Genomic DNA, 20,886 nt, shown 5'->3' on the forward strand with positions numbered 1-20,886 from the left:
AGATTATCAACAAATATCTGAAAAGCATCAGAAAAATCGGCGTAATTGTATCTCTCTGTAAGTTATGAAACCGCAATGTAAAGGATAATAAAAAGGAGCTATAACCGCTCCTTAACGCATTACAAATACCAATTGTTTAAACCGCTATTCGTGAGATAGAGGACGGTTTTTACAATGCTCAATGGCTTTTTCCAATAATGCTAAAGCACTCTGCTCGCAAGGGGGAAGTTGCGCATCACTGGTGGCGAATGGAGTAACACGTTCACCCCATTTAATGTGGCCCGCACCCCAAGTTAATCCGGCACCAAAGGCCGCGACGAGAAGATCATCACCAGCAGCGACTCGACCTTGCTCAACCGCTTCACAAAGAGCAATCGGCACAGTCGCTGCAGAGGTATTGCCGTAATGTTGAATATTCACAAATGCTTTGCTTTGCTCAATACCAGCTAAGTCACACAACGTTTGAATAATGCGAATATTGGCTTGGTGTGGAACGACCACATCAATATCTTGCTGAGCCAACCCACTACGAGCCAATACCTGTTGCACGGCTGCGCCCATTCCTTTCACCGCCCGCTTAAAAATCTCTTTACCAATAAAATCAAATTCCCAGTAACCATTATCAGCAGCAAAACGGTCCATCGAACTGCCAAACTTAGGCACAGCAAGAATATCTCTCCCTTGAGCATCACACCCAATTTGCGCCTGCTGTAAACCGACTTTCTGTTCAGTTTTACTCAATACAACAGCCCCTGCACCATCACCAAATAAAACTGCGGTATCTCGCTTAGTCCAATCGATATAAAAAGAAAGGTGCTCTGCACCAATGACTAACGCATGGCGATAATGGCTGGCTTGCATCAAACGTGTTGCGGTTTCAAGCCCATAAATAAATCCAGTGCAGGCCGCATTGAGATCAAAAGCGGCAGCGCTATCAATAGCTAAGTTTTGTTGAATTTTAGACGCAATATTGGGAATTAATGAGTCCGGAGAACAGGTAGCCACAATAATCAGATCGATCTCTTGTGCCTCAATCCCCGCACAAGCAATGGCATGCTGCGCCGCAACCGTTGCCAAATCAGACGTGTCCACATGGCTAATACGGCGAGCTTCAATCCCTGTCCGAGAGCGAATCCACTCATCACTAGTATCAAGAAAAGTACTTAAATCTTCATTAGAGAGCGTGGCGGGAGGTAGACACTTACCCCAGCCCGTAATTTCAGCGTAATATTGAGTCATTATCGTCCTGCTTTTTTTGTTGTCATTGTTCAGGAGAAGCGAATAGAGGTGTTATGATTCACACCATCCATATCACTCCCCCTCTAATACAGAAAATGTCGATTTTTTTCTTAAAATCGGGCATAAAGTCCACAGTATACGCCGATTTAGCCACTCAGGTTAAGAGGGGTGGCTAACGATGAGAATAAAGAGGAAGCTATGTCAACATTTACAACTCGCTGTCCAGCCTGCCAAAAACTCAATCGGATCCCCTTAGATCGAGTTTCCGATCGTCCTCGATGTGGAACCTGTCAAGCATCATTGCTGGATGGTGCTCCCATTGAAGGAACCTTAGCTAATTTCGATGCCCTGCTAAAAAGTGATCAACCTGTTGTCGTCGATTTTTGGGCACCTTGGTGTAACCCTTGTATTGGATTTGCCCCCATTTTTACTGAGGAAGCGAAAGAACACCAAGGCCGTATCCGCTTTGTAAAAGTGGATACAGAAGCGCAACCAGAATTAGCTGGAAGGTTTCAAATTCGTAGTATTCCAACCATTATGGTGTTTAAAGAGGGAAAAATGATAAACATGATAAATGGCGCATTGCCAAAAAGTCAGTTTAATCAATGGATAACTCAGGTTATCACTCAATAAATATCGAGTAAAAGCATCTGTCAAGTTGGCCTACCTTGCCAAGTTATGCCAACTTTATTACTATTTATGCAGACTTGATGATTGATAAATAAATTTTATCGTCAAGAGCATTATTTTTCATTTTACCTTTCTATTTTAAAGTCCCATATTCGCCGCAAATTCTCCACTTCCTGCGAGGCGATAACTATGGACATGTCCCCACCTTCCGTTCATCGTATTTCCGTACCGGTTATTGCACTAACCCTATATGCCGTCGCCTCTGGGTATTTGATGAGTGTAATTCCCTTAATGCTTTCCCACTATGGGTTAGAAACGTCACTTGCCAGCTGGTTAGCCAGTGTTTTTTATGCAGGCTTATTGCTTGGCGCTCTATTTATGGAGCCACTGGTGAATCGTTTGGGACATCGCAATGCCTTTATTGGCTGCTTGCTGCTTTTGCTCGCTTCTATCGTGATATTACCACTTAACCACCACGGTGCCGTGTGGTTAACGGCTCGCTTTATTGCTGGCATTGCCGTCGCAGGCGTATTTGTGGTGGTTGAGTCTTGGTTATTACATGGTGATGAATCTGGCCGAGCAAAACGACTGGGCATTTATATGGCATCGCTTTATGGCGGAACAGCCATTGGTCAGCTAGGCATTGGTTTTCTCGGTGTTGCGGGTTGGGTTCCCTTTATGGCGATTTGTTCGCTACTTATGCTCGCCACTGTGGTGTTGATTTATGGAAAATCGGATCAACCTTCCACAGAATCAGGACAAAGCCTTTCTTGGAAACAGATAACCAAACTCAGCCACGCAGCAGTGATTGGCTGTTTAGTTTCAGGTTTAGTCTTGGGTGCTATTTATGGGCTAATGCCGGTTGAACTCGCAGAACGTGGAATTAGCCACTCTGAAGTAGGAACCTTGATGGCTTTAGTCATCCTTGGTGCAATGGCCGTGCAGCCTCTGGTTCCTTGGTTATCAAAACATCTAGGGCGAACGCTACTCATGGCTCTATTTTGTTTGTTAGGCGCAACGTCAGCAGTGCTTCCATTATTAGATAGCCAAATGGGCACTCTCGCCATTAGCTTGTTCATGCTTGGTATGGCAACCTTTGCTCTTTACCCGATCGCGATTAATTTAGGCTGTGACAAACTTGATGCTCATCACATTGTGTCGGCCACTCAAGTGATGTTATTTAGTTATAGTGTGGGATCTGTATTAGGGCCGGTACTGGCCGACTGGTTTATTCAAACGAACCAAAGCTTACTGGGTTATCTGTTCGTCACCTTACTGGCAACGTGTTTGTATATGCTAGCCGCTAGCCTCAAAACCAAACGTCAATGGGTTGCTGGAGAATAACATTTCATAAGGGTAACCTTCGTTACCCTTTTTTCTTATTCGCTTTTAATCGCTGCTGACGGTGAGACTGATTACTTGAGGGTAATTCAGGTAATGCTCGTCGCTCATGCAGTAAGTGACGAATCGCCAGAATGGGATGATGGAGTAACATTCTTGGCCCAGCGTAACGCATCACAAGGCGCATTTTTTCTTTGGGTTCTGGCTTGTAACAGTGGATAGGACATTGGTTACAAGTGGGTTTGTTTTGCCCGTAAGGACAGCGGTCTAGGCGCATTTGCGCGTATTCAATCAAAGACTGACACTCCGCACAAGTACCTATTAATGTGCCATGCTGTTGACGGCAATATATGTGTACCATCCCTTGTACGGTTTTAAATTCCGTCAATAACTGACCACTGAGTATTTTTTCCATCCTATCTCCTACTGATGCATTGAGTTCAGCGATAAAACCCCGTAAGCTCACCGCCCGAAACTTAACCTGTTAGTCACTAAGATGAACCGTAAGAAACGAATCAATCAAATTTTAAAATCCAAACAGAAGAAGCAAAATGCTAAGTTGCATAAAAGTAGCAAACCTCGTTATATTTCCAAGGCTGAGCGAGAAAAAACAGAAACGCGAGTATCCGATGAAATAGTGGACCAAGACACTTCCGCTACCGATTTGGATCGCTCATAAGGCAGCCAAATGGCTCCCCCACCGACAAAGGGTGGGGAAACGAGTATCGCTGGCTTCATCATGGCATGTTGGTGATCACGACATCAACGGATGCAAAAGGGAATGACTAGAGTAATAGAGGCAGTTCAATCGCTTGATACTCGTCTGCTACCTCAATTAAGTTTTTCGCGGTTAACCCTGGTACCCCATACACGATCACACGAGTGCCAAAACGACGTTGAATTCGTTCAACCAACAGCTCAAAGTCACCATCACCGGAAACTAAAACCAACGTATCCACTTGTGAAGCCAGTTCATAAGCATCCAACGCAATGCCAACATCCCAATCCCCTTTGGCACTGCCATCTCCACGTTGAATAAACGGTTTTAATACAACTTCAAACCCGATTCCGCGCAGAATATGGTGAAACTGTCGTTGACGAGGATCTTGGGTAGCAATCGCATAGGCATTCGCCTTCACAACATCTCGCGTTGGAACCACCGTTTGCCAAAATTGATTGTAATTAAAGTGCCGACCATAACGTTCACGGCAGGTGTAATAGACATTTTGTACATCGACCAATATGGCGATCTTTTCCATCAGTATCTTCTTTTTCATTACGATTACACTCATGCCTTCAGCTTATCGCCAAAGTGAGTAAGGTGAGAGATACTGTAACACACTCTTTCTCAGACAAACTATGGCTTGGCAAACCATTGCAGCGTCTTATGGAGTTGAGTCACCTGCCCAACCACAATCAATGCAGGGCTTTGTGCCTGCTTCGCTAAGGAGGCTAATTGGGCTACATTCCCACTCAACACTCGCTGCTGAGGAGTCGTTCCCCGTTCAATAATGGCACAAGGCGTCTCTTCACTTAACCCTGCTTTAATTAATTGTTCACGGATATAACCACTTTGCTTTAGCCCCATATAAAACACAAGTGTCTGATTATGATTCGCTAAGCAGGACCAGTTCAGAGGCGTACCTTCTTTCTTCAAATGCCCAGTAATAAACTGCACACTTTGCGCATAGTCTCGGTGGGTCAGCGGAATACCAGCATAGGCACTCGCTCCGAGCGCAGCAGTAATCCCTGGTACAACTTCATAGCGAATACCGTGTTTGGCAAGGGCTTCCAACTCTTCCCCCCCTCGTCCAAAGATAAAAGCATCTCCCCCTTTTAAACGCACAACACGTTTTCCGGCTATAGCATGATCGATAAGAAGCTGATTGATTTGATCTTGAGGCACACAATGAAAATCGACCTGCTTACCGACGTAGATTTTTTCCGCGCTCGCGCTCACAAGCGCAAGGATTTCCGCCGAAACGAGGCGATCATAAATCACCACTTGCGCCGCCTGAATGACGCGCATTCCTTTCACGGTCAGTAAATCTGGATCACCCGGCCCTGCCCCGACTAAAGAAACAAAGCCTGACTCTGTATCAAGATGCGTATTTATCGGCATAAAACCCTCACTCGATCATGGCTGATAAACTATTTACGTTGACGTTCTGGTAGCGTCTTTCCATGTGTCACATATAAACTCAGCCCGGTCACCAATAAACCGCCGATAAGGTTACCCAGAGTCACGGGAATTTGGTTCCAAACTAACCAATCCATAATCGTAAAATCTGCCCCAAGCATCATGCCAAGCGGAAACAGATACATATTCACCACAGCATGTTCAAAGACTAAAGCAAAGAAGATAAAAATAGGTAACCACATAGCCATAATTTTTCCGCTTACTGACTTCGAAACCATCGCACTGACAACGCCTAAACTCACCATCCAGTTACAAAGAATGCCTTTCACAAATACGGTGATCCAACCGTTGATACCATGCTCAGCAAACCCAAGAGAACGAGCGGTTGAGGCTTTAATAAAAGCTTGTCCGACCGCATTGGGTTCTAGGGTAAAGTTCATGGTGAAAGTGAGTGCAACAAAAAATGCGACAACAACAGCTCCCAACAAATTACCGAGTCCCACTAATGCCCAGTTACGAAATACTCCCCCCCATGTCACTCCTGCTCTTTTTTCAAAGAGAGAAAGAGGGGCTAACGCAAATACTCCTGTCAGTAGGTCAAATCCCATTAAATTTAAAATACAAAAACCAACCGGAAAGACCAAAGCGCCCACGATGGGAACCCCAGTTTGTACCGCGGCAGTTATTGCCACGGCTACCGCAATGGCTAAAATAGCGCCCGCCATCGTGCTTCGAATCAAAGTGTCTCGGGTAGACATAAACACTTTGCTTTCACCGACATTAATCATGGTTTGTACTAATTCAGCAGGTTTAACGTAAGACATAATGCGCCCTTAAGAAAAATAAAAAATCAATAGAAAAAGACTCTGCAACGCACACGTGCGATGACAAAGCCTTTCCCTATTGCCCCTCCTAACCTTAGGAGGGGAATGCATTAAACCGCGATTTCTACCACGCCGTCATTTACCCGCACTTGGTAAGTTTTGACATTAAACCGCTCATCTTCCAAACAACGCCCACTTGCTAAGTTAAAGTGTTGCTTCTTTAAAGGGCTCGCAACCCAAAGTTCATTCTGGTGCTCACAAATCAAGCCACGAGACAACACATTAGAACGAGCAAACGGATCTTGATTACTGATAGCCCATACACTTTGTTCTTGAGAAGGGCGAAATATCGCCACTTGCTCTTGGTTAACTAGCGCACAAACTCCCGTTCCTGGGACAATATCGTTAATATCACAGATAGTTAGCCACTGATTCATACTTCACTCTCCAAAGCGACGTGTAAAATATCGCCACGCTGATTTTCTGGCGCATTTGGGTATTTTTCCGCATACGTTGCCGGACGATGCTGAGCTCGCTCAGTTACAAACTGAACATTGTCATCACGCTGTGGGCTGTTAATGAAATGAGCAAAACGTTTTAGTTGTTCCGGCTGGTTTAAGGTTTCTTGCCATTCACAACGATACGCTTCGACTAAGTGAGCGATATCCGATTCCAACTGAGCATTAATACCCAATTTATCGTTTATGATCACATCGCGTAGATAATCGATACCCCCCTCTAAATTATCCAGCCATACAGACGTACGTTGTAGCTTATCGGCGGTGCGGATGTAGAACATCATAAAACGATCGATGTATTGTAACAGTGTCGCTTGGTCCAGATCGGTTGCAAGCAGATCAGCATGACGAGGTTTCATTCCGCCATTCCCACAGACATACAAATTCCAGCCCGCGTCTGTCGCAATAATGCCAATATCTTTGCCTTGCGCTTCAGCACACTCTCGGGTGCAGCCAGACACGCCAAACTTCATTTTATGTGGGGTACGAATACCTTTATAACGATTCTCGATTGAAACCCCTAGCCCCACACTGTCTTGTACTCCAAAGCGACACCAGGTAGAACCAACACAGGTTTTGGCCATGCGTAGTGCTTTCGCATAGGCTTGGCCTGTTTCAAAACCTGCATCAATCAATTGCTGCCAAATAGCAGGGAGATCATCTTTCTGTGCTCCAAATAAACCGATACGCTGCGCCCCAGTGACTTTGGTATAAAGATGATATTGCTCCGCTACTTGAGCGAGTGCCGCTAGAGCTTGTGGAGTCACTTCCCCACCCGCCATTCTTGGAATCACCGAATAGGTGCCATCTTTTTGCATATTGCCTAAAAAGTTATCATTAGTATCTTGTAATGAGACTAATGACGGATTAAGAACATGCTCTCCCCAACATGAAGCAAGCATAGAACCAATGGTCGGTTTGCACACTTCACAACCATAGCCTTGCCCATGTTTCGCCAATAGTTTATCGAAGCTTTTAATCCCTTCGATACGGATGAGGTGAAACAGTTCTTGACGAGAATACCCAAAATGTTCACAAAGGTGATTTTTAACTTCCACCCCAGATTTCGCAAGCTCCGCATTTAGTACAGAGGTAACGAGTGGTAAGCATCCGCCGCAACCGGTTCCAGCACCAGTGGCTTGTTTCACTTGAGCTAAAGTGTGGCACCCGTCGGCAACCGCTTGAGCAATTTTGGCTTTTGTTACATCAAAACAAGAACAAATGACCGCACTGTCAGGTAATGCCTCCGCACCGAGTGCGGGCTTTTCAGCACCCGCGTGAGCTGGCAGAATTAAGGTGTCGGGATGTTTCGGCAGCTCAATACCATTGAGCTTTAATTGCAATAAATCACCATAATCGGAGGTGTCTCCAACCATGACGGCACCCAGCAATGTTTTACCATCTTCCGAAACAATAATTCGTTTATAAACTTCTTGTTCTTCATTTTGATACACATAGCTTTTACAGCCCGGTGTTCGCCCATTTGCATCACCGATCGAACCTACTTTGACACCCAGCAGTTTCAGCTTGGCACTCATGTCAGCACCAGAAAAGACACTGTCATTCCCCACAAGATGATCAACCGCTACCGTTGCCATTTTGTAGCCGGGAGCGACGAGGCCAAAAAAGGTTTGATTCCAAGAGGCGCACTCACCAATCGCGTAAATATCTGGATCGGACGTTTGGCAATGATCGTTAATCGCAATCCCCCCGCGAGGAGCAATCTCTAATCCCATCTGACGAGCAAGTTTATCTTGTGGGCGAATTCCCGTGGAGAAGACAATAAAGTCAACTTCCAACGCCGAGCCATCCGCAAATTGCATGGTATTACGTGCTTGTTCACCTTGCGCTACAATTTCTAAGGTATTTTTACTGGTATGAACGTGCACGCCCATGCGTTCAATTTTATTTCGTAATTGCAGGCCGCCTTGCTGATCTAACTGCTCGGCCATTAATACTGGAGCAAATTCAACGACATGAGTTTCCACCCCTAACGCTTTTAATGCACCAGCGGCCTCAAGCCCCAATAAACCGCCACCGACAACGGCACCACTACGGCTTTTTTGGGCACAAGCTTCAATCGCTTTAAGATCTTCAATCGTACGGTAAACAAAACAATCTTTACTATCATTGCCCTTTATTGCAGGGACAAACGGATAAGACCCCGTTGCTAGAATCAACTTATCATACTGAACTTCTCGCCCAGTCTGAGAATAAACAACACGCTGCTCACGATTAATATTCATTGCTCGTTCGCCAACATGTACGGTTATCCCATGCTTTTCATAGAAACCCGTTTTAACCAGTGATAATTCTTCGGCGGTATGATGGGAAAAATAGGAGGAAAGATGGACGCGATCATAAGCGATTCGAGGTTCTTCACAGAAAACCGTCACATCAACTTGTGATGTGTCCATTTTCTCCACAAGATCTTCGATATAGCGATGGCCAACCATGCCATTACCGATAATCACTAGCTTCAACTTGCTCATACGGATTCCTAGGTAACTGTCTTTATCATTAAGTCAGAATTGTTGGTTATGAAAGAAAATGAGTTAATGATGTAAATCAATTACCCCTTCAAACTACCCTAAAGGGGTACAAGAGCATTATTTCGCTAATTAACGCCATGAAAGCCCTATACGTATTTCATTAACTTACAGTTTGGAAAATAAAAAACCAGCCACCTTGATTCATAATTCTGCAGACCCATAGCCTTGTATCAGTACGAGTTAGCCCCCCTAACAAACCATTCGTGTACATATCTTTTTTATGTATAAAAACGCGATCAAAATAATGGAACCTAATAAAACTCTAGATAAAAAATGAAACAACGGTATAATTACCGATGGAAAATAATTTGTACTCTAATTATTTACTTCACCTTTAACGTATTCATCACTTCTCTAAAAGTAGAAAAGTGACGAATGCGAAACCGATTGAGTCATACTATGGAAGACGCATTAAAAAAATACAGTATAGAAACCACCGACTATCGGGTGGGACAAGATAACGTGCAGAAATGGGGGTTTGACGTTCATAACCCTGTTTTTGGTATCAGCGCCGGATTGATCATTCTCTTCTTACTTTCCGTCATTTGGGTCGGCCCCACGACAGCGAAAGAAGTGCTCGACACTCTGAAAAACAGCATCATTCAAGAATTTGATGCTTTCTTTATGTGGATAACTAACTTCTTTTTATTTTTTGCTTTAGTCTTGATGGTCTCCCCCTTGGGTAAAATTCGCTTAGGAGGGAAAGAAGCGACACCGGATCATTCACGCCTATCCTGGCTCTCAATGCTTTTTGCCGCGGGAATGGGGATTGGTTTGTTGTTCTGGAGTGTGGCAGAGCCTACCGCCTATTATACTAACTGGTGGGGAACCCCATTTAATGTGGCAGCCAATACTCCTGAAGCGAAATCTTTAGCCATGGGGGCTACCCTCTTCCACTGGGGAATTCATGGGTGGTCAATTTATGCCATCGTTGCTTTATCACTGGGTTTCTTTGCCTTTAACAAAGGGCTTCCTCTTTCTATTCGTTCCGTGTTTTACCCTATTTTTGGTGATCGCGCTTGGGGGTGGCTAGGACACATCATTGATATTATGGCCGTATTGGCCACCTTGTTTGGACTCGCCACCTCATTAGGGTTGGGAGCTCAACAAGCCACCAGTGGTATTAACTACATCTTTGGCACGAATGGCGGCATCGGCATGCAATTTACCGTCATTGTATTTGTGACCTTAATTGCCATTATCTCTGTATTTCGAGGGATCAATGGTGGTGTAAAAGTACTCAGTAACATCAACATGCTATTTGCTTTTGCACTACTGATTTTTATGATCATTGTCAGCTTTGATACCACACTTCAATCCATTCCTGACACATTCATGGCATATATTGAAAATATCATTCCTTTAAGTAATCCGCATGGTCGAGAGGATGAAATCTGGATGCATGGTTGGACCGTCTTCTACTGGGCGTGGTGGATCTCATGGTCACCATTTGTCGGCATGTTTATCGCACGAGTATCAAGAGGACGAACCGTTCGTGAATTTATTCTCGCCGTTGTTTTTATTCCGACCCTGCTCATTCTGGTCTGGATGGCTGTCTTTGGTGGTGTTGCCCTTGATCAAGTCTCAAATCAGATCGGTGAATTGGGTGCCAATGGGCTGACGGATATTTCATTAACGCTGTTCCATGTTTATGAACAATTACCCTTAGGCAGTACGATTTCTATCATGTCGATTGTATTGATCTTGATTTTCTTTATCACCTCTGCCGACTCAGGATCCCTAGTGATTGACAGTATTACCGCTGGCGGAAAAGTCGATGCTCCTGTGCTACAACGTATTTTTTGGGCCACAATCGGAGGCGCTATCGCCGCCGTTATGTTGTGGGTCGGAGGGTCAGAAGCTCTGCAGGCTCTTCAATCTGGCGTTGTCGCTACAGCTCTACCGTTTAGTTTTGTTTTACTGCTGATGTGTGTCAGCTTGATCCAAGGCTTAAGAACCGAACAAGCACGTTATCATTAATATTTGATTCATCAGGCCAGCTATTACTGGCCTCCACCTGTTGACAAAAACTTTCTAGGCGGCACAATCAAAGATACTTAAAAAAATCCCTCGATTAAAATCGAGGGATTTTTTTTTGAAAATAAGGAATAAATGAGGAGATCCAATAGCTGACCTCGTCTCTTTTTTAATATTCCTCAAATGCCAAAGCTTTTCTCTCTATTTGGCGAAATACCAATGTCAGTAACCCATTAACCGTAAGATAAAAAAGCCCTGCCACACCAAATACGGTTAATGTATCGTAAGTTTGAGCGTTGATCCGCTGTGCAAACCCCATCAGATCCATAATAGTAATCGTACTGGCAAGCGAAGTGCCTTTGAATACCAAGATCACTTCGTTGGAATAGGCTGGCACTGCACGGCGAAGCGCATACGGCAATAAAACACGCAGTGTTGACACTTTATTCATCCCTAAAGCTCGACAAGCTTGCCATTGTCCACTTGGGATTGCATTAAATGCACCTTTAAACAACTGTGAGCTATATGCAGCAGTATTGAGTGCCAACGCAACCATCGCACAAAACCATGGCTGACTCAGCCATACCCATAAAATACTTTCGCGGATCCATTCAAATTGGCCGGGGCCGTAATACACTAAAAATATTTGTACAAGCAGAGGAGTTCCAGTAAAGAGCGTAATCACGGCTCGGCTAATCCAATGCAACAAAGGTGTTCGCATGATAAGAGAAACGGTCATGAGTAATGATAACAAACACCCAACCAATAACGATGCCGCGGTCAGTTGTAAGCTTGTTACTAACCCTTCTAACAACTGCCAGAGATGCTGTTCTTTCACGCAGTCACTCCTTCACTTGAACTCATTCCCTGTACGGAAAACTTTTTATCAATCACTTTCACAGCACGCTGAGTAATCAAAGTGATCACCAGATACACAGCGGCTGCCGTTGCATACCAAGTGAATGATTCATGAGTCGCAGCAGACGTCAGCTGTGCCTGCTTAAGTAAATCGGTCACCCCAATAAGTGAGACCAAAGCCGTATCTTTTAGCAGTACTAACCACTGGTTCATTAGCCCAGGTAGCGCATGTCGAACCGCTTGAGGTAGCACAATACGAAAAAAAGTATGGCTAGATGATATACCTAATGCACTAGCCGCCTCACGTTGTCCTCTATCAACCGCCTTCAAAGCCCCACGTAAGGTCTGAGCAGCATAAGAGGCAAAAATCAATGACAAAGCAATAACCCCAGAAACAAAGGGGCTGATCTCAATAAACTCGCCAGTAATAAGAAAGAGAACTTGAGTGGAGCCAAAATAGATAAACAACACAACCAATAATTCAGGTAAGCCGCGTATCACCATAACAAAGAGTGTCGTCGGCCACCGGATCATTTTGAACTTTGCCATTTCGCCACTCGCAAACAGCAAAGCCAGCAGTAACCCTACCAGCAAGCTGGCGAACGCAATTTGTAGCGTCATCCAGCTTGCTTGTACAAGAGATAAAGAATAGCCCGTTAACACCATCTTATTTTCCAAAATACTTGGCAAAGATAGTAGCGTACACCCCATTGTCTTTTACAGCGCTCAGTGCCGTATTTAATTGCTCTAATAACGCTTGGTTGTCTTTATTGACCGCAATTCCAAAACCATTGCCAAAGTATTGAGCGTTCGTCACATGCTCACCCACATAAGTGAGGTTGCTGTCGCCTTTAAACCACTCAGCAACAACGGCAGTATCACCAAAAACGGAATCAATACGGCCATTTTTCATATCAATAAATGCATCTTGATAACTCGAGTATGGTACAGCAACCACATCAGGCAATTGCTCTAGCAAATAACTTTGGTGAGTGGAACCGTTTTGAACGCCAACGCGCTTCCCTTTCAAAGCAGCTTGATCGGTAATTTTACCTGAAAGTGATACAAAGGCTGCTGAGTTGTCGTAATAAGGATGGGAGAAATTCACTTGCTCTAAACGAGCGTCCGTAATATCCATTGCCGAGATAGCGGCATCGTATCGTTTAAATTTCAACGCAGGAATGAGGCTGTCGAATGCTTGATTATGAAAACTACATTTGGCTTCCAGTTGATGGCATAGGGCATTCGCTAAATCGACATCAAACCCTTGAATCTGGTTATTTTCATCCACAAATTCAAACGGTGCGTATGTCGCTTCCATCACAAACTTGATCTCTTGCTGCGCATTCGCGCTTGCCGAGGCCAAACCAATCAAAGACGCTAACAGGATTTTTTTCATTGCAATACTCCAATTGTGCTGCGGTACTGGCAAATTACCGCCAGAGGAAACTAATGTTTTAAGTAATCGGCAAACTGCTGAGTTTGCGGATGAATAAATGCATCATGAGTGCCATATTCTATCATTTGGCCTTTCTCTAGATACAGTACATGACTGGCAATTTTCTTTGCAAAATCAACTTCATGTGTCACAACAACTTGGGTTATTCCTGTGCCACTTAATTCTTGAATTATTTTGACGACTTGATTTGTAATCTCAGGATCCAGTGCGGCGGTTGGTTCATCAAATAATAAGACATCAGGCTTCATCATTAATGCCCGAGCAATGGCAATTCGCTGTTGCTGACCACCAGAAAGCTGCAACGGCCAAGCATCGGCTTTATCGGATAACTGCAATGTGGTGAGAATTTCAAGCGCTTGTTTCTTCGCTTGTGCTTTATCTAAACCCGCGACTTGTATTGGCGCTTCAATCAGATTTTCCATTACTGTCATGTGCGGCCATAGATGGTACTGCTGAAATACCATTCCAACTTTTCGGCGTAATGCTAAGCCTTGTTGTTCTGAAGGTTTCTGAGAAAAATCAAAAGATTGATTAGCGATATGTAGTCGACCACTGTCAGCCATTTCTAACAAATTAAGTACTCGGAGCAGAGAACTCTTTCCTGCACCGCTGGGGCCAAGTAAAACGAGAGTTTCTCCTTTCGCACACTCAAAACTGATATCACTTAATACTTGAGTTGTACCATAAGACTTATTTATGCCATCAATTCGGATATTCATGCTCATATACTGCATTAATTGTCAATTATGGCTAATACTACTACGAAGGCATTTTTATGCAATAAAAATGTATAAAAATGGAATTAATGAGGTTTTTGTATAGCAATGTAGCAATCAGGTAGTAAAAATGACTGATTCAATCCGAAAAATGCAATAAGAGAAAAAGAGAATATTCAGTAACAATGATTGAATGCAAAATAGGAAGTTTTGATAATAAAAAGAGGATGGAGGCGCGTCCCGGAGTCGAACCGAGGTTCACGGATTTGCAATCCGCTGCATGGCCACTCTGCCAACGCGCCTTTATTGTATCTCGATAGATGGTGCCCCGGGCCGGACTTGAACCGGCACGACTCGAAAGTCGAGGGATTTTAAATCCCTTGTGTCTACCAATTTCACCACCAGGGCAACGCGTATTGCTATAGGCTCACACTATCTATTCCCTGTTTGTCTTGGGAACGAGGCGTACTTTAACGCATTCAGCAGCCAGGTCAATAAAAAATTTACTTCAATCAATCAAATGGTTAAGAAACACACCATTCAGTATAGATAGACATCAAATAGGATAATTACCGAACAATTTATTGAGCACTTAATGCCGTTCTCATTCCTAGCGTTGGTTAACGCTAATCTTGTTATTCATTGGCTGATACGTAAAATTATGCGGCTTCGTCTAAAGAATAACCATCAGCGTCATCAAAGCAACAAATAGCAGGCCAATAAAAACCCTGTGCATAATCGGCTTTGGTTGCACGAACCAGTTTTAGATCTGAATCGTTTTCTATACCTTCAATAAGAACCTTATCGCATATCAGATTACAACGCATAATCAAGAAATTAAGCAGTTTCTTATTTTTACGTAATGACCAGAACGTTTCTTTATCAATCTTTCCTCCATAAAAAACAACATCCAAATGGAAAAAGTAGTCAATAAGTTCCTCGTCAAGATCATCCAACCAAAGTTCAACCCCAAGAGCCTGCAATTTTTTGACTTGATACTTAAACTCATTCAGCTCTATATCAGTAAATTGATAAATATCCGGTAAGTTCTGTAACTCAATCGATAATGCTGCTGGAACAATATTCGCTCGTTTAATTTCCAAGATAAAATCACTGCGAAGAAGCTCAGTTATGGATAAATTAATAAAGACTCTCTGCTCATTAATAATATTAATGAGATTCAGTTGTTGATTAAAAAGAACCCGTTTTTTATTCATATCTAAAGAATTAAAGCTTTCTTCAACATCAATCTCAATATCACACAAAGATAGCATTTCATAGGCCACCGTCGAAAGGTTATCCAATTCAACAATCGGTTCAAATTTTAACCCACGGAAGAAAGGTATCGTGGCTCTGATCTTATTGATGATATGAGAGTTTACAATTGAGCGATTCATGCGTATTACCTAACAATTTGAAGACAGTCGACACACTTTTTGTGTGTTCATTTTGTGATGAACAAAGTATCGGAAACCCCCTACAAATAGAACCTTATAAAGACATTAATGTTATATTCAGTGTTTAATCCTGTTTTTTATATTTTTTTTATTGGTTATAACTAAAAAAATGACAGTGTGATAGTAAGATCTCGATAAAGCGTTACTAGGGCAGGTTACTCTTTAGAAAGACTAAAAACAGGCGTTTTTCTGGTGAATAACCCAGTAAGAATCTAATAACTCGCTCACATAAATCACCTATGTAATAAGAATTATTATAGATTAGTTTGACATTTCAGGATAAATTTTCAAATATTAAAACAAGATCTTTTGTTGATAATCAGAAACTTGCTATAATAAAATTCATTCACATGGATTAAATATGGAAAATGAAAACACTAATTAATAATGTTGTACTTTATAACTCAAGTGATGGGACACTACGTCGAATAGATTCCCCTTCCGATGATGAATCTATTTCATTAACACCAACGGCTAACCGACTTCTAGAACTTTTGATTAAACATCAAGGTTCACCAATAGAAAAAGATATTTTACTGACTGAGGCCTGGGATAAGTTTGGGCTCAAAGGTTCATACAGTTCACTCAATCAATATATAAGTCAACTCAGAAAAGTACTACTACAACAAATGGAAAACAACGAAATAATAATTACCATACCTAAAGTTGGTTTCATGCTAAGTGATAACGTTATTATAGAAAAGCTTACAGTAGAAAATATCCCAATCACCGCCTCCCCCGAAATACTCCACCCTTTGACTAAAAGAAAAAAACAGTCTAACTTGCTAAAAATAGCCACAATTATAGGTGTAGCCATTATTTCAACTTTAAGTTCCCATCAATTTTTTTCAAAAAATTCAATAATGAATACATATTATCTTGGTACGATAGAAAGTTGTAAACTTTATAATTTTCAATCCAGCTCTCCGCAAGTGAAAGAATTTTTAGTTCATCTTACAGAAACAAAAATCGCAAATAGTCAAGAAAGCTGTGAGCAAGATGAAGTCTTCTTCGTTTCTGGGCAAAATAGTTTATATTACGGAAATCCAGGACGATTATTCCTTTCAAAATGTTTAAAAGATGATGATGAAATTATAGCCTGTAAAAACTACTATCATTATATATGGGATAATAAATGAACAATTTAAAATTTGGGGTATCCCTAGCGGCAACCTGTTCCGCATCCATACTGGCGGGTTACTTTTACTATCAATCTACCATTTATTTTTCAGAAACTTGCCGAACGACACTTAACTATATAACAGAACAAAATAATGAGAAGTTTTCTATGGATGTCGATCTAGTTATGACATTCCATAAAAATAGGAGAGGAGAACTATATATTTCTGGAAAAGCAGAACTAAATGGGCAACCATCCTTTATCAATAAAAGACAAAGTTTTAACTATAAATATATAGATAATAGAAATTATCACGTTGAAATTAAAGACATCACAAATTTATATAATGATAATATTAGTGAGGATTTTATTTACCATTATCTCCCCACCCTAGCATTAGGAAATACACGCCATCTTTCTTTTGAAAAAATAACGGATAATACTCTATTAATTTCAAATCGCCATGCTCCTATGATAACTTGTGTTATTGATCAATAAAAAAGCGCCATCGGCGCTTTTTTATTGTTGAATAGATTAATAATCCATGACTAATCATAATTAATCACAACGACTGCCGTTGCTGTAATGCTACCCGGTTTAGGATCCTCACCATAAATCGCATAAGTAGCAAACACATACGCTTCATCCGGTTTCGTTTGAAATACTTTTCCTTTTTTTATCTCCAAAATAATGTCAGCATTGTTAGCACTTGCCATACTATCAGAGAGTTTAACTGGCCTTCCAAAATAATCCGTTAATACAATTCCGATATCTTTTGCTGTTGATTGAGGGTTACGCAATACATAACCCTGTCCAATATCGCCTACTCTATCCGCACTATAAAGCCAACTTTGTACATTACGAGTCGCTAAATTATTAATTGTACCTGAACACTGAAACTCCAAAATAAAGGGTTTTCTCGCCGCCCGCCCATGACGAATCGCATCAATTGATGTTTCGGGTAAATTAACAGTTTGATTTTGAGTACTACAAGTCGTATTAGTGATATTAAAGGTTATATTTAAATTCTGATAAGTCAGCCAACGTTTTTTCCCCCAATTATTTGAACTCCATACCTCATAAGCCGCGCTATCTGACCGCTTTTGTCCACTCGATGCGATGGCTCCAATTGTCACCATATTATTCTCTGTCGTAATCAGTGTACTCCCACTCGGCGCACTTTCTACTAGAGTAAACGTCACCGTATAATTTACCTGATAACCTAAAGAGTGGCTTCCCGGCAAACCATTGACCCCTTCATAGCTTTTTTCTGGTTCAACAGTCACATGGAATGTAGTCATATCCCCTGTTGCAGCGTTAAAAAAACCAATATACGTTCCATCAGGAGCACCTTGAATCGGTGAATAATAATAAACATCATCGAGTAATTCGCCAATACCACACCACATCCTGCCGCTCCAACTGGTGCGCAAACTCACGGAGTAATGATCAGAAAAGGTAAACATCGGTGAAATATCAATGTTCGTTGTCGCAGAATAAGGTTCACTGGAAATAATTGCCCCACCAGCGGTGCAAGTATCCGTAATAACACCAGCATAGACTCCAACGGGAAGGGTAAGTAGCCACACACTGAGCAACAATCGCTTAAACTTTTTTATCATCATCATTAAAAACATAGTTTATTCTCTTCATCAGTGTGCAAGTCAACTTGGCATTCAACTAACGCCCCATTTTTTAAGTACTGGATCGACACTTGATTTGGTAAAGAAGCCGCTCTAAAGGTCATTTTTCCACCCTGTAAAACATAACCAATCGACTCTTGTTTTTCATTAAACACATCGGAACCAAAAGGAAGCGCTCGACCATCACTGCCTGTAACTTGGAAAATAAAGCGTTTATCGGTATCCGTCTCGTAGCTAACTTTTGAAATAGTGCCACGTAAAGGTACTAAATATTTCACATTCCCGTTGACATTCCCTTGTTCATCATCGTGTTGAACCGTGTAGGTATTTCTACGATACGGTGAAGCAGTTGCGACAATGGCTTGCCCATCACTGTTGGTCACCGTATTTTTATCATTATTAACAACCGCCCCCTCGATTCCCGGCGTATCAATGATGACAAAGTTATTACCACTTTGTGATGTGGCTAATACGCCACCTTCATAAGCCACAAGGCTGCCACTTGCTCCGAATGCAACTTGACGAGCACTTTCTGATTCTGAATAACTACCATTAATGTACATCTTAGACGCTTGATAAGAAGCATAAGCACTGAGGTAAGACTTTGATTCTTTATCATGACCAACATTAAAACTATAAGTTAAATCGTCTTCATAGCCACTTAAGATAACATCACCAGAACGATACTTATCATCAATCACAGAAAGTCTGCTTGTGAGTGTCATTGAGTTATCAAAAATAGCAAGCGGCATTGAAATAGATACCCCAATTCTGTTTTCTTGCTCGGTCGATTCACGATTAAAATATTCATAATTGGTATATGAACGCCCAAGAGTTAATGAATAATGCACACGGTCTATCGTCTGGTTATAGGTTAAATTAAATTGTTTATCAAATGATCGCATCCCATTTTTTCTAGAAAAATAACCGTCAAAATATAACTGACCCTTACCGATTGGCTGACTTAAATTTAAATTATAGCTTTCCTTTACTCGACTCGTTAAATAAAAATCATCTAGCTGATCTTTTAATTTCAATGATTCTTGCAAAGATAAGTAGTTATCTGTTTTATAAAAATAGCTAGCTAATGTTAAGTTAGTCTTAGTTGAAAAGTATTTACTATAAGAGATGTTAATTTTTTGACCTTGATAACTTCCAAGATAATCCAAATCAGAAAAACTCTGCTCTACATCTAATGAAAACGAGCCAACTTTAGGTATCGAGATAGAGCTTCCAAGCAAGTAAGATTGATAATTATCTGCTAAAGTGATCCCCATATAGCCAGTTAAATAGTTATTAATTCCACGAGTATACTCACCTTGAATAAAGGCATCATCATTACCTACATCTTCGACATGTCCAATATTAATGTTATAGTCAGAGCTTCCTTCTCTCAACATTCCGGAAATGGTGGAATAAGGAACAATAAAAGATTCCGTTCTACCACTACTGTAACTTAACGTCACTTCAAGGTCGGAACGAGAACCTGTCGGCATTAGATTATCAATATAATATTCACCAACAGGAAGATTAATCCTTTCCAGAACTCGGCCATCTTGTTTAATCGTTACAATCGCATTCTCAGCAGCAACACCACGAATGACAGGCATATAGCGGCCATAACTATCGGGTAACATGCGCATATCCTTGCGTAAGGAGACACCAGTATACTTAATAGAATCAAAGTACCCAGTTGATGAAGGCTGCTTTCCAATTCGCAACACGGAATCCCAACTCAGTATCGGTTTTTCAACATAACGATACGTATTCATATAAGCAGCGTCATCCAAACCAGAATCTGAAGTAATAGACCCGACATCGACAAAATGGAAACCCAATAGGTTAAGCCCAGAAGTCAATGACAGAAATAAACTTTCATTGTATTGATTTGAATTTTTTTCATAATTATTAAAATAGTTAGCATGATAGTTAATGTATAGCCCATTAATACCGGGATCCCAATTATTTTTAGTGACCCAGTTTGGATCATCATTTTCAATATAAGCTTGTGGAATTGTTAGGTGAAGGTTAAATTCGTTAGGGTCGAAGTCAAAACTTCCTCCGGCAAGAATAGGTTCGATATTAATATAACCAGAAGTATTAGATATTGACGTATTAGGGTAGCGTTCAAGTTTAAGTCCAAACTCAATGAGATCTTGCTCACGGAAGTAGACACTATTTCTGGTGCCCTCTTTTACGTAAATAGAATAGACACCAAGCCAGCGCTCATTGATATATAGATTAAAATCATAATATCCAGGTTCTATTTCAATCTCTGAATTCCATTTGCTTGCTGCCGCATTTCCGACTAAAAAACTTGTATTAAAAGAATCAGCATAAGTATAAAGAGAATTCATCAATAATAGTAAATATAACCAATACCAATTCTTATACATGAGAAACCTGGAATGA

The 20,886-nt window shown here is 41.6% G+C and carries 20 protein-coding genes and 2 tRNA genes; 6 read left to right on the plus strand and 16 right to left on the minus strand.

Features of this window, described 5'->3' with window-relative positions; all coding sequences use genetic code 11:
- Positions 1–144: 144 nt before the first annotated feature.
- Complete coding sequence (locus EXA13_RS03265; RefSeq protein ID WP_238131871.1) at positions 145–1,239, minus strand: ketoacyl-ACP synthase III; 1,095 nt, start codon at positions 1,237–1,239, stop codon at positions 145–147.
- A gap of 198 nt (positions 1,240–1,437) precedes the next feature.
- Here EXA13_RS03265 and trxC point away from each other — a divergent pair, with 198 nt between their 5' ends.
- Together trxC and EXA13_RS03275 are read left to right on the plus strand one after the other, a co-directional pair.
- Positions 1,438–1,872 (plus strand): thioredoxin TrxC, encoded by a 435-nt coding sequence (gene trxC, locus EXA13_RS03270; protein ID WP_238131872.1) that lies wholly within the window; start codon positions 1,438–1,440, stop codon positions 1,870–1,872.
- A gap of 186 nt (positions 1,873–2,058) precedes the next feature.
- On the plus strand, positions 2,059–3,213 hold the full coding sequence (locus EXA13_RS03275; protein WP_238131873.1) for an MFS transporter: 1,155 nt from the start codon (positions 2,059–2,061) through the stop codon (positions 3,211–3,213).
- Positions 3,214–3,235: 22 nt separating this feature from the next.
- On the opposite strand, the gene EXA13_RS03280 is transcribed toward EXA13_RS03275, so the two are convergent.
- Complete coding sequence (locus EXA13_RS03280; protein WP_238131874.1) at positions 3,236–3,625, minus strand: nitrous oxide-stimulated promoter family protein; 390 nt, start codon at positions 3,623–3,625, stop codon at positions 3,236–3,238.
- An 81-nt stretch (positions 3,626–3,706) separates the two neighbouring features.
- Here EXA13_RS03280 and EXA13_RS03285 point away from each other — a divergent pair, with 81 nt between their 5' ends.
- Positions 3,707–3,889, plus strand: a complete 183-nt coding sequence (locus tag EXA13_RS03285; protein ID WP_238131875.1) for a DUF2986 domain-containing protein — start codon at positions 3,707–3,709, stop codon at positions 3,887–3,889.
- 106 nt (positions 3,890–3,995) lie between these two features.
- Here EXA13_RS03285 and EXA13_RS03290 read toward each other — a convergent pair whose 3' ends face one another.
- From EXA13_RS03290 to nirB, 5 genes are all read right to left on the minus strand, one after another.
- A complete protein-coding gene (locus EXA13_RS03290; protein WP_238132176.1) occupies positions 3,996–4,469 on the minus strand; it encodes an NYN domain-containing protein in 474 nt (157 codons plus the stop codon).
- 98 nt (positions 4,470–4,567) lie between these two features.
- The gene (gene cobA / locus EXA13_RS03295; protein WP_238131876.1) at positions 4,568–5,332 is read right to left on the minus strand and encodes a uroporphyrinogen-III C-methyltransferase; all 765 of its coding nucleotides are present in this window, start codon (positions 5,330–5,332) and stop codon (positions 4,568–4,570) included.
- Positions 5,333–5,361: 29 nt separating this feature from the next.
- Positions 5,362–6,174 carry a formate/nitrite transporter family protein gene (locus EXA13_RS03300; RefSeq protein WP_238131877.1) on the minus strand — a complete coding sequence of 271 codons (813 nt, stop codon included), beginning with the start codon at positions 6,172–6,174 and terminating at the stop codon, positions 5,362–5,364.
- Between the two features lie 110 nt (positions 6,175–6,284).
- Positions 6,285–6,611: a nitrite reductase small subunit NirD gene (gene nirD / locus EXA13_RS03305; RefSeq protein ID WP_238131878.1), complete on the minus strand. Its 327-nt coding sequence runs from the start codon at positions 6,609–6,611 to the stop codon at positions 6,285–6,287.
- Entirely contained in the window at positions 6,608–9,184 is a 2,577-nt protein-coding gene (gene nirB, locus EXA13_RS03310; protein WP_238131879.1) for a nitrite reductase large subunit NirB, read from the minus strand. The genes nirD and nirB overlap by 4 nt, the downstream gene beginning before the upstream one ends.
- Before the next feature lie 459 nt (positions 9,185–9,643).
- On the opposite strand from nirB, the gene EXA13_RS03315 reads away from it, so the two are divergent.
- The gene (locus EXA13_RS03315; RefSeq protein WP_238131880.1) at positions 9,644–11,224 is read left to right on the plus strand and encodes a BCCT family transporter; all 1,581 of its coding nucleotides are present in this window, start codon (positions 9,644–9,646) and stop codon (positions 11,222–11,224) included.
- A 166-nt stretch (positions 11,225–11,390) separates the two neighbouring features.
- Here EXA13_RS03315 and artM read toward each other — a convergent pair whose 3' ends face one another.
- The 7 genes from artM to EXA13_RS03350 form a co-directional block, all read right to left on the minus strand.
- Entirely contained in the window at positions 11,391–12,059 is a 669-nt protein-coding gene (gene artM, locus EXA13_RS03320; protein WP_238131881.1) for an arginine ABC transporter permease ArtM, read from the minus strand.
- Positions 12,056–12,745: an arginine ABC transporter permease ArtQ gene (gene artQ / locus EXA13_RS03325; RefSeq protein WP_238131882.1), complete on the minus strand. Its 690-nt coding sequence runs from the start codon at positions 12,743–12,745 to the stop codon at positions 12,056–12,058. The genes artM and artQ overlap by 4 nt, the downstream gene beginning before the upstream one ends.
- A 1-nt stretch (position 12,746) precedes the next feature.
- Positions 12,747–13,478 carry an arginine ABC transporter substrate-binding protein gene (locus EXA13_RS03330; protein ID WP_238131883.1) on the minus strand — a complete coding sequence of 244 codons (732 nt, stop codon included), beginning with the start codon at positions 13,476–13,478 and terminating at the stop codon, positions 12,747–12,749.
- A gap of 50 nt (positions 13,479–13,528) precedes the next feature.
- A complete protein-coding gene (artP, locus tag EXA13_RS03335) occupies positions 13,529–14,257 on the minus strand; it encodes an arginine ABC transporter ATP-binding protein ArtP (RefSeq protein ID WP_346346943.1) in 729 nt (242 codons plus the stop codon).
- A gap of 225 nt (positions 14,258–14,482) precedes the next feature.
- Positions 14,483–14,556, minus strand: a tRNA-Cys gene (locus EXA13_RS03340).
- A 19-nt stretch (positions 14,557–14,575) separates the two neighbouring features.
- Positions 14,576–14,662, minus strand: a tRNA-Leu gene (locus EXA13_RS03345).
- Between the two features lie 251 nt (positions 14,663–14,913).
- Positions 14,914–15,651 (minus strand): EAL domain-containing protein, encoded by a 738-nt coding sequence (locus tag EXA13_RS03350; RefSeq protein ID WP_238131885.1) that lies wholly within the window; start codon positions 15,649–15,651, stop codon positions 14,914–14,916.
- Positions 15,652–16,079: 428 nt separating this feature from the next.
- On the opposite strand from EXA13_RS03350, the gene EXA13_RS03355 reads away from it, so the two are divergent.
- Together EXA13_RS03355 and EXA13_RS03360 are read left to right on the plus strand one after the other, a co-directional pair.
- Positions 16,080–16,850 carry a winged helix-turn-helix domain-containing protein gene (locus tag EXA13_RS03355; RefSeq protein WP_238131886.1) on the plus strand — a complete coding sequence of 257 codons (771 nt, stop codon included), beginning with the start codon at positions 16,080–16,082 and terminating at the stop codon, positions 16,848–16,850.
- Entirely contained in the window at positions 16,847–17,329 is a 483-nt protein-coding gene (locus EXA13_RS03360; protein ID WP_238131887.1) for a hypothetical protein, read from the plus strand. The genes EXA13_RS03355 and EXA13_RS03360 overlap by 4 nt, the downstream gene beginning before the upstream one ends.
- Positions 17,330–17,379: 50 nt before the next feature.
- Here EXA13_RS03360 and EXA13_RS03365 read toward each other — a convergent pair whose 3' ends face one another.
- Together EXA13_RS03365 and EXA13_RS03370 are read right to left on the minus strand one after the other, a co-directional pair.
- Complete coding sequence (locus tag EXA13_RS03365) at positions 17,380–18,468, minus strand: fimbrial protein (protein WP_238131888.1); 1,089 nt, start codon at positions 18,466–18,468, stop codon at positions 17,380–17,382.
- The gene (locus EXA13_RS03370) at positions 18,459–20,870 is read right to left on the minus strand and encodes a fimbria/pilus outer membrane usher protein (RefSeq protein WP_238131889.1); all 2,412 of its coding nucleotides are present in this window, start codon (positions 20,868–20,870) and stop codon (positions 18,459–18,461) included. The genes EXA13_RS03365 and EXA13_RS03370 overlap by 10 nt, the downstream gene beginning before the upstream one ends.
- Positions 20,871–20,886: the final 16 nt, after the last annotated feature.

Origin of the sequence: Vibrio cincinnatiensis (assembly GCF_022113815.1) — a bacterium.
Taxonomy (GTDB): Bacteria; Pseudomonadota; Gammaproteobacteria; order Enterobacterales; family Vibrionaceae; genus Vibrio; species Vibrio cincinnatiensis_A.

Excerpts from the sequence above, each read along its gene's own strand:
- EXA13_RS03265 (WP_238131871.1), bottom strand. The coding sequence starts at position 1,239 with ATGACTCAATATTACGCTGAAATTACGGGCTGGGGTAAGTGTCTACCT.
- trxC (WP_238131872.1), top strand. The coding sequence starts at position 1,438 with ATGTCAACATTTACAACTCGCTGTCCAGCCTGCCAAAAACTCAATCGG.
- EXA13_RS03275 (WP_238131873.1), top strand. The coding sequence starts at position 2,059 with ATGGACATGTCCCCACCTTCCGTTCATCGTATTTCCGTACCGGTTATT.
- EXA13_RS03280 (WP_238131874.1), bottom strand. The coding sequence starts at position 3,625 with ATGGAAAAAATACTCAGTGGTCAGTTATTGACGGAATTTAAAACCGTA.
- EXA13_RS03285 (WP_238131875.1), top strand. The coding sequence starts at position 3,707 with ATGAACCGTAAGAAACGAATCAATCAAATTTTAAAATCCAAACAGAAG.
- EXA13_RS03290 (WP_238132176.1), bottom strand. The coding sequence starts at position 4,469 with ATGGAAAAGATCGCCATATTGGTCGATGTACAAAATGTCTATTACACC.
- cobA (WP_238131876.1), bottom strand. The coding sequence starts at position 5,332 with ATGCCGATAAATACGCATCTTGATACAGAGTCAGGCTTTGTTTCTTTA.
- EXA13_RS03300 (WP_238131877.1), bottom strand. The coding sequence starts at position 6,174 with ATGTCTTACGTTAAACCTGCTGAATTAGTACAAACCATGATTAATGTC.
- nirD (WP_238131878.1), bottom strand. The coding sequence starts at position 6,611 with ATGAATCAGTGGCTAACTATCTGTGATATTAACGATATTGTCCCAGGA.
- nirB (WP_238131879.1), bottom strand. The coding sequence starts at position 9,184 with ATGAGCAAGTTGAAGCTAGTGATTATCGGTAATGGCATGGTTGGCCAT.
- EXA13_RS03315 (WP_238131880.1), top strand. The coding sequence starts at position 9,644 with ATGGAAGACGCATTAAAAAAATACAGTATAGAAACCACCGACTATCGG.
- artQ (WP_238131882.1), bottom strand. The coding sequence starts at position 12,745 with ATGGTGTTAACGGGCTATTCTTTATCTCTTGTACAAGCAAGCTGGATG.
- EXA13_RS03330 (WP_238131883.1), bottom strand. The coding sequence starts at position 13,478 with ATGAAAAAAATCCTGTTAGCGTCTTTGATTGGTTTGGCCTCGGCAAGC.
- artP (WP_346346943.1), bottom strand. The coding sequence starts at position 14,257 with ATGAATATCCGAATTGATGGCATAAATAAGTCTTATGGTACAACTCAA.
- EXA13_RS03350 (WP_238131885.1), bottom strand. The coding sequence starts at position 15,651 with ATGAATCGCTCAATTGTAAACTCTCATATCATCAATAAGATCAGAGCC.
- EXA13_RS03355 (WP_238131886.1), top strand. The coding sequence starts at position 16,080 with ATGAAAACACTAATTAATAATGTTGTACTTTATAACTCAAGTGATGGG.
- EXA13_RS03360 (WP_238131887.1), top strand. The coding sequence starts at position 16,847 with ATGAACAATTTAAAATTTGGGGTATCCCTAGCGGCAACCTGTTCCGCA.
- EXA13_RS03365 (WP_238131888.1), bottom strand. The coding sequence starts at position 18,468 with ATGTTTTTAATGATGATGATAAAAAAGTTTAAGCGATTGTTGCTCAGT.
- EXA13_RS03370 (WP_238131889.1), bottom strand. The coding sequence starts at position 20,870 with ATGTATAAGAATTGGTATTGGTTATATTTACTATTATTGATGAATTCT.